Consider the following 7736-nt stretch of genomic DNA (forward strand, 5'->3'; position numbering starts at 1 on the left):
CCCTCTCCCTCTGGGAGAGAGTCTCTCAATTTCAGACCCCGTCCACCAGCCCATGCTCCGCCGCCAGCGGCAGCCACAGCGCCAGGTCGGCGATCACCGCGCCGGTCTCGCGACCCGTGGCCCGCGCCGCCTGGGCGGCGGCGACGTGGACGTCGTCTCCGGCCTCGCCCAGCGCCTCCAGCCAGGCGAAGCGCCACGGCGTCAGCCTGTGGACCGCGACCCGGTAATGGCTGCGGGCCACGGCCACCGGGGTCGGGCAAGGCTCGGGCGGTTCGATCGGACCGCCGCGATCGACGGCGGCCAGCAGCGGGGCCGGGTCGAAGCCCAGGTTCAGCAGGCGAACGCTATCCGGCCGTCGCAGCCGCGCGCCGGGCGTCAGCAGCAGGTCGGCGGCCGGCGGCGGTCCGGGGCGGCGCTCCACCCCGACCGCCCGCTGGACCTCGGCCCGCGCCCGGTCCAGTCGCGCCAGGTCGGCCGGCAAGGCCGAGAGGGCGTCGGGGCCCCGATCGCCCGGCGGCCGCGTGGCTTCCAGGAAGTCGGCGAAGCCCGCGCCCAGGGCGTAGAGGCTGGGGTCGCTGGGCGGCTGGCTCTCGATGTAGCTGGCCGCGAACAGCTGGAACACCTGCTCGCCGGCCAGGGCCTTGAGGCAGGGAAACTCGGCGGCCAGGCATTCCGCCAGCCGGGCCCGATAGCCGCGAGCATAGAGGGTCAGGCGCTGGGTCGCCGACAGCCGGTCGTCGCCGACGATCAGCGCCTCCAGGCCCGGCGGCGCGACCCGGCCCAGGATCGCCCCCTGCATCCAGCGCTGCAGGACCGGCAGGTCGGGCTCAGCCATGGGCGCGCGCGGCGGTCGGCGACAGCGCCGTCAGCCGCCAGCCCTCCCGCACCGCCTTGGCCTTGGCCAGCTCGGCTAGCAGGTCGGGCCAGGCCGGGATGTTGGCGTCCCACTCCAGCAGGGTCGCGACCCCGCCGGTCCGAGCCTGGACCCGGGCGTACAGCGGCCAGACCGCGTCGGGCACGGGGGCGTCGTGGGTGTCCATCAGGTGCGTGCCGAAGTCGCTGGGCCCGGCCAGGTGGGTCTGGACGATCCGCTCGGCCGGGATCGCCTCGACATAGGTTTCCGGGTCGAAGCCGTGGTTGAAGGCGCTGACGTGGACGTTGTTGACGTCCAGCAGCAGGCCGCAGTCGGCGGCCTCGGCCATCCGGGCCAGGAACTCCCATTCGGGCATCTGGGACGAGCGAAATTCCAGGTAGCTGCTGGGGTTCTCCAGGATCAGCGGCCGGCCCAGGCGGTCCTGCACCGCCTTCACCCGGTCGACCACATGGGCCAGGGCCGCCTCGGTCAGGGGTAGCGGCAGCAGGTCGTGGGTGTTGAGCCCCGCCACCCCGGTCCAGCACAGGTGGTCGGAGATCCACGCCGGCTTCACCCGGTCGGCCAGGGCCGCCAGCTTGTCGAGATAGGCCAGGTCCAGCGGGTCGGCGCCGCCGATCGACAGCGACACGCCGTGCATCACCACCGGGCGATGGGCGGCCACCACCTCGAGCACGTGGGCGGCGTAGCCGGCGTGGTCGAGGAAGTTCTCGCTGATGATCTCGAACCAGTCCACGCCCCAGTCGGCGGGCGCGGTGGCCATCAGGTGCGGGAAGTGCGGCTCGCGCAACCCCACCCCGTCGCCCAGGTTCGGCAATCCGAAACGAGGTTCGTCCATCAGGTGGACGGCGGGAAGACGAGGCGCAGGTTGTCCGGGTCCGGCGGATCGGCCGGAACCGGCTTGCCCCGGTGTTCCATCACCGCCTGGTAGGCGCGATAGGCCACGTCATGCACCTTCTCGCCGCGCTCGTAGAACATCGGTTCACCGAACGGCACGGACATCCAGCCGTTCTTGCCCTTGTCGTCCAGCACATAGTCGAACAGCTGCATCTGGCCGGCCCCGGGGAAGACCTGGGAGGCCGAGATCGGCACGGCGCAGCCGCCGAACCCGCCGCACTTGTTGTCGCTGGGGGCCGAGTACAGCTTCTGGGGCGGCCGGCCGCAGCCGGCGCCCGCCCCGGGGGACGGGCCGTCCGCGGCGTCGGTGACGGCGGCGACGGTCCGCACGACCACCGCCGAGCCGCAGTTGCCGCCGCCGCCGACCGGCTGCACGAAGCCGCAGCCGCCCTGGGCGTGGCAGAGGTTGGAGCCTCGGCAGGTGTGGAAGATCTCGACGGCGGCGCAGCTGTTGTCGCCGGTTCCGTCGAGGTCCAGGCCCTGGCAGGAGTGGTAGAGCTTGCCCTTCGCGGGGTCGCCCAGGCCGATCGACAGGTCGGGGGTCAGGCCCAGCACCGCCCAGGCGATCGACATGCGGTCGCCGGAGCCGGCCATCGACGGGAACGGGAACAGCACCGGGCCGGTGGCCGGCGGCGTCCAGTAGTCGTCCAGCACCTTGGTCACCCCGGCGATGGCGCCGATCACCGCCTGGCTCAGCAGCTTGTGGCTTTCGGCCCGCGCCGCCGGATCGTTCAGGGCGTTGAGCGCCGCGGCCAGTTCGTCCGGGGTCGGCAGCTTCAGGGGATTGGTCGGGTCGTAGCCCGGGCCCACCAGCTGATCGGCGGTCCAGCCGCCGGACTTGGCCAGCCATTGCGGCCAGGTCACCACCTGGGGCAGCAGGTCGCGGACCTTCTGGAAGCGCTCATAGTGGTCCAGGCCGTCGTTGTCGTAGCGGGCCATGGCGTCGGCCGATCGAATCTGGGCCCCGGTGTCGTCATAGCTGGGATAGTCGGCCCGCAGGGCGGTGTCCGACGGCTGGTACTTCGGCTTGACCGCCTTCAGCAGGGCCGGGCGCCGCACGATCTCGCTGCCCTCGCCCTGGTCGGTGATGGCGTCCATCATCGACACCATCTGCTCGTAGGCGATGGCCTTGTCCGTGGTGGCGATGGTGGTCTCGAAGCCCATGAACTCGCGCATCGGGTGGCCGGGCGACGAGAAGCTGTTGAACAGGTCGTTCTGCACGGCCGAGGACTTGAACACCGCGTCCCACAGGGTGGAGCCGTCGCTGTAGGTCAGGCTCAGATAGTCGTAATAGCACTGGTACATCCAGCCGATGGTGCCGAACATCGGCAGGGGATCGTTGGGCTTCCAGGTCGCGAACGGGACCGTGGGGAAATAGTCCTTTTCCTTGCCGGGCTTGATGTTGGCCTTGGCGTCGGCCTCCGGCTGCTCGATGGCCAGGAACAACCGCACCAGCGTTTCCGACAGCGGCCCGACGTTCACCGGCACGTCCTCGTGGGCGACGGTGTCCTTCAGGTCGATGATGTTGGGGATGAGGCTGTTGTCGGGGCCGTAGCAGGTCCAGCCGTGACGGTCGTCCTGCAGGGCCGTGGTGGTGAAGCTGGGATTGACGCCCACCACCGTGGCCATGTTGGCGGCCATCTGCAGGTGCAGCATCTCCTGGATGAACACCGAGAAGACCAGGTTGAACGCCTGGTCGTTGGCGGTCTTGGGACTGGCCGAGGTCTTGGAGCCCGGCCACAGCCGGCCCTGGTAGAAGTCGTTCCCCTGCCCCGTGATCGCGTGCATGCCCTGGATCGAGTAGAGGCTGGTCATGTAGAGCGGGATCGTGAACAGCTCGACGTCGACCGCCGCCTGGGCGATGGCCCGCAGGGCCTGGCCGTCGAGCCGCTTGAACGACGGATCGCGCGGCGCCTGGGCGCTGGCGCTGAGGGTGCGGGTCACGGCGTCCTCCGGTCTGATCGGCGCTTCCGACGGCGGGCGCCTGTTGAGCGACCGGGCGACTCGGCCCGACCGCTCAACAGCTTAGGTTGCGCCCATATCAAAGCAATATCCTTGATTGAGCTTCGACCTCTCCCCCTAGAGCTCCCCCTAGAGAATGAGGTCCGTCGTGGTGAGCGTGCCGATCACCTGCAGGGCGATGACGAAGTCCGCCACGCCGTCGCCGTTCACGTCGCCCGACAGGTGGTGGTAGCCCGAGCTGTCGGCGGCCCCGATGATCAGTTGGCCGGAGACGTTGCTGAACGCCGTCACCACGGTGAAGGCGTCGTCCGCGCCGCCGGTCTTGGCGTCGATGCCGCTCAGGTTGACGCGGTCGCCCTGGGCGCTGGTGAAGTCATACACTAGGTCCGAAGCGATCGGGCTGCTGTCCGTGGCGGCGAGGAACACGAAGGTGTCCGCGCCGGTCCCGCCGACCAGGAAGTCCGCCCCGCCACCGCCCGTCAGGGTGTCGTCGCCGTCCAGCCCGTAGAGGATGTCGTTGCCGGCCGCCGCCACCAGCGCGTCGGCGACGTTGTGGCTGGCTCCGTCGCCCACCAGGGTGAAGGCCTGGGTGGCGCTGCCGCTGATGATCAGGTCCGTGCTCTTCAGCGTCGTCCCCTGCACCGCGATGGCCGACTGGAAGTTCCCGCCCGAGTCCGGGGCTGAATAGATGAAGGTGTTGCCGCCGTAGCGGGCGAGCGTGATCTTGCCGCCGTCGATCGCCGAGATGTCGACCTTGTCCGTGCCGGAGGTGAAGCCGACGATCAGGTCGAAGGCGGCGAAGTTCGAGTGCGAGATCGACTGATAGAGGAAGGTGTCGGTCCCGGCCCCGCCATAGAGGATGTCGGCGCCGTCGCCGCCGACCAGGGTGGTCTGCCCAGCTCCGCCGACCAGGACGTCCTTGCCGGCCCCGCCGCGCAGCGTCTCGGCGCCGAAGCTGCCGAAGATGGTGACGCCGGTGGCGGCCCCGCTGACGATCAGGTCGGCGGCCTGGACGTCGCCATAGACCTGGATCGCGCTGAAGCCGGTCCCCGCGCTGCCGAAATAGACGAAGCTGGTCGCGCCGAAGCGGGCGATGACGATATTGCCGCCATCCGCCGCCGAGATGTCGATCTTGTCCTGGCCGGACGCGAAGTCGGCGATGATGTCCCAATGCAGGAGGGCGGAGTCGCCCGCGCCGTAGACGAAGGTGTCCGCCCCGGCGCCGCCGTACAGGATGTCGGCTCCGCCGCCGCCGCGGATGGTGTCGGCGCCCCCGTAGCCGGCGATGATATCGGCGCCGGTTCCGCCCGTGAGGGTGTCCGCGCCGCTTGAGCCATTGATCGTGAAGCCCTGGTTGGCGACGCCGGTGACGATGTCGCTCACCTGCAGGCCCAGGCCCTGGGACAGGATCAGGCCCTCCGAAGTCCCGTCGCCGTTCTGGTCGATATAGAGGAACTGGTTGGTTCCGTCGGTGGCCAGGGTCAGCTTGGTCGAAGCGGTCATCAACGGCGTCAGGCGCAGGGTGTCCACGCCGTGGGCGAAGTCGGTGATGGTGTCGTAGGCCGCCAGGGTGCTGTCGCCGATGGCCTCATAGGCGAAGATGTCGGCCCCACCGTTGCCGATCAGGGTGTCGGCCCCGCCGCGTCCCGTCAGGGTGTGGCCCAGGCCGTCGCTGATGATGATATTGGCGTTGGCGTCGCCCGTCGCCGAGCCGGTGACGGTCACCGTCAATTGCGCCGTCGAGGTGAGACCACCCGGATCGCGGACCGTGTAGTCGAACTTGTCGGTCACCACCTGGCCGATGACCAGGCCTTCCTGGTTGGCGACATAGGTGTAGCTGCCGTCCGGATTGATCGTCAGTTGGCCGAAGCCGCCGTTCACCACCGTGCCGCCGGCCACCACCGCCTGGTTCACGTGGGTGAAGTTGAAGGCGACGCTGGTCACGGTCAGGCTGGCGTTGGTGTTGTCGATGTCGGTGTCGTTGGCCCGCACCGAGCCGCTGGCCGACAGGCGCTGAACCACCGAGGTGGCGTCGTTCACGCCGACCGGCGCGTCGTTGACGTTGGCGATCGCCGCGCTGACGGCGCTGGTCTTGCTTTCCGCCGTGCCATGCAGGTCGGTGTAGCTGACCACCACCCGGAAGGTGGCGCCCACGTCGAGGTCGCCCAGCGTGTAGGTCGCCTGGTCGGCTCCGACAGTAACGAAGCCCGAGCCGGTGTTGCGCTGCCACGTGTAGTGCAACGGACCCCGGCCATCGGCGTCGGCCAGGGTCGAGACGTCGGCGGTCAGCACCTGGTCCTCGGCTAGGGTCCCGGCGATGGTCACCGCGCCGGCCGGGGCGTCGTTGATGTTGGTGATCGCGGCCGTGGCGGCGCTGGTCGCGGACTCGGCGAAGCCGCCGCCGTCGGTGTAGCTGACCACCACCCGGACCGTGCCGCCGACGTCGGCGTCGCCCAAGGTGTAGGTCGCCTGGTCAGCCGCGCCGATGCTGACGAAGCCCGAGCCCACGTTGCGCTGCCAGTCATAGTGCAGCGTGCCCAGCCCATCGAGGTCGGCCAGGGTCGAGACCGCGGTCAGCACCTGGTCCTCGGTCGCCGTGCCGGTGATCGACACCCCGCCGGTGTGCGGGTCGTTGCCGTTGGCCACCGGACCGGTCGCGGCGCTGGTCTTGGATTCCGCCGTGCCATGCAGGTCGGTGTAGCTGACCACCACCCGGATGAACTTGCCGACGTCCGGATCGTCCAGGGTGTAGGTGGTCTGGTCGACGACCCCGACATTGACGAAGCCCGAACCGCTGTCGCGCTGCCACTGGTAGTGCAGGGTCCCAAGACCGTCGGCGTCGGCCAGGGCCGAGGTGTTGACAGTCAGCACCTCGTTCTCGGCGACCGTACCGGTGATAGTCACCGTGCCGGTCGGGACGTCGTTGACGTTGGCGATCGCGGCCGAGCTGGGGCTGGTCGCGCTCTCGGCGAAGCCCTGGCCGTCGGTGTAGCTGACCACCACCCGGACCAGGCCGCCGACGTCGGCGTCGCCCAGGGTGTAGGTCGCCTGGTCGGCCGCGCCGATGCTGACGAAGCCCGAGCCCACGTCGCGCTGCCAGTCATAGTGCAGCGTGCCCACGCCATCGACGTCGTTCAGGGTCGAGACCGCGGTCAGCACCTGGTTCTCGGTCGCCGTGCCGGTGATCGACACTCCGCCGGTGTGCGGGTCGTTGACGCCGTTGATGGAGGTCGTCCCGGCGCTGTTCACCGTATTGGTGAAGCCCTGGCCGTCGGTGTAGCTGACCACCACCCGGACCACGCCGCCGACGTCGCCGTCGCCCAGGGTGTAGGTCGCCTGGTCGAGGGCCCCGCCGATGTTGACGAAGCCCGAACCGACGTTGTGTTGCCACTGATAGTGCAGCATGCCCAGGCCGTCGATGTCGGCCAGGGTCGAGACGGCGGTCAGCACCTGGTTCTCGGTCGCCGTGCCGGTGACGGTCACCGCGCCGGTCGGAGCGTCGTTGACGCCGGCGATCGCGGCCGAGCTGGGGCTGGTCGCGCTCTCGGCGAAGCCCTGGCCGTCCGTGTAGCTGACCACCACCCGGACCACGCCGCCGACGTCGCCGTCGTCCAGGGTGTAGGTCGCCTGGTCGGCGGCCGAGGCGACGTTGACGAAGCCCGAGCCGACGTCGCGCTGCCACTGGTAGTGCAGCGTGCCGACGCCGTCGACGTCGGCCAGGGTCGAGACGGCGGTCAGCACCTGGTTCTCGGTCGCCGTGCCGGTGATCGACACCCGCCGGTGTGCGGGTCGTTGACGCCGGCGATGGCGGCGGAGCCGGCGCTGGTCACCGAGTTGGCGAAGCCCTGGCCGTCGGTGTAGCTGACCACCACCCGGACCAGGCCGCCGACGTCAGCGTCGCCCAGGGTGTAGGTCGCCTGGTCAGCGGCGCCGATGCTGACGAAGCCCGAGCCCACGTTGCGCTGCCAGTCATAGTGCGGCGTTCCCAGGCCGTCGATGTCGGCCA

Annotated in this window: 5 protein-coding genes; all 5 read right to left on the minus strand. The window is 69.9% G+C overall.

Going from position 1 to position 7736, the window contains the following annotated elements:
- Positions 1 to 31: 31 nt before the first annotated feature.
- Complete coding sequence (locus PMI01_RS16200; protein ID WP_007671139.1) at positions 32 to 835, minus strand: HvfC/BufC N-terminal domain-containing protein; 804 nt, start codon at positions 833 to 835, stop codon at positions 32 to 34.
- Entirely contained in the window at positions 828 to 1709 is an 882-nt protein-coding gene (locus tag PMI01_RS16205) for an MNIO family bufferin maturase (RefSeq protein WP_007671140.1), read from the minus strand. Before PMI01_RS16205 ends, PMI01_RS16200 begins: the two co-directional genes overlap by 8 nt.
- Positions 1709 to 3712, minus strand: coding sequence for a ferritin-like domain-containing protein (locus tag PMI01_RS16210; protein WP_007671141.1), 2004 nt, complete (start codon positions 3710 to 3712; stop codon positions 1709 to 1711). The genes PMI01_RS16205 and PMI01_RS16210 overlap by 1 nt, the downstream gene beginning before the upstream one ends.
- 147 nt (positions 3713 to 3859) lie before the next feature.
- Positions 3860 to 7504 (minus strand): beta strand repeat-containing protein, encoded by a 3645-nt coding sequence (locus tag PMI01_RS16215; RefSeq protein ID WP_007671142.1) that lies wholly within the window; start codon positions 7502 to 7504, stop codon positions 3860 to 3862.
- A partial coding sequence (locus PMI01_RS27915; protein WP_007671146.1) for a hypothetical protein occupies positions 7465 to 7736 on the minus strand: 272 nt, incomplete at its 5' end. The genes PMI01_RS27915 and PMI01_RS16215, both read right to left, overlap by 40 nt.

Origin of the sequence: Caulobacter sp. AP07, from assembly GCF_000281955.1 — a bacterium.
Taxonomy (GTDB): domain Bacteria; phylum Pseudomonadota; class Alphaproteobacteria; order Caulobacterales; family Caulobacteraceae; genus Caulobacter.